Annotated in this window: 1 protein-coding gene; it reads right to left on the reverse strand. The window is 39.7% G+C overall.

Annotated features, from left to right (window positions below; translation table 11 throughout):
• Positions 1-72 precede the first annotated feature (72 nt).
• On the reverse strand, positions 73-529 hold a 457-nt coding region (locus NZ519_14155; protein MCS7029895.1), incomplete at its 5' end, for a DUF4910 domain-containing protein.

The raw sequence follows: 529 nt of genomic DNA on the forward strand, positions 1-529 counted from the left end.
CTTCCTCCCCTACTTCCTCAAGCCAAGCCTTTAGCTCAAGACTGTGCTCGTTACCACCAAGTAGTAGAACTCTCATGCGATAAGACCTTCTTTCTTTAGCGTATTTGCCACTTCAATTAGAGAATATGCGGAAACCATTATTGTGTCTGCGATTTCAACCAAGTCTTTGTAGCCATCCGCATAAGTCATAAAGTCCATCATAATTTTTACGCTTTTACTGTAATTGATGTGAAACACTGCATGATACAAACCTCTTCTACTCATATGAGGCTCGCATAGAGTGGTGCTTTTGTATTTGGCGTTGTGTTCAAGCACATCAATAATTTTAGTGTAAAACTCATAGCTCTGATTTAGTCCTAAAGGAGTAATAAAGTTTAGGTCGTCAAGAGAAGTGTGATACTCCTTATATTCACCGTATTTTGTCTTCGTAACCGAAGCCACTGGAAGGTCTACTCCGGGCCAGTTATACTGTCTTTCGTCAGAACCTCTATCGAGAAAAGAATATGCTCTAAAATTTCCTACTTCATAC

This window comes from Bacteroidia bacterium (assembly GCA_025056095.1).
Taxonomy (GTDB): Bacteria; Bacteroidota; Bacteroidia; order JANWVE01; family JANWVE01; genus JANWVE01.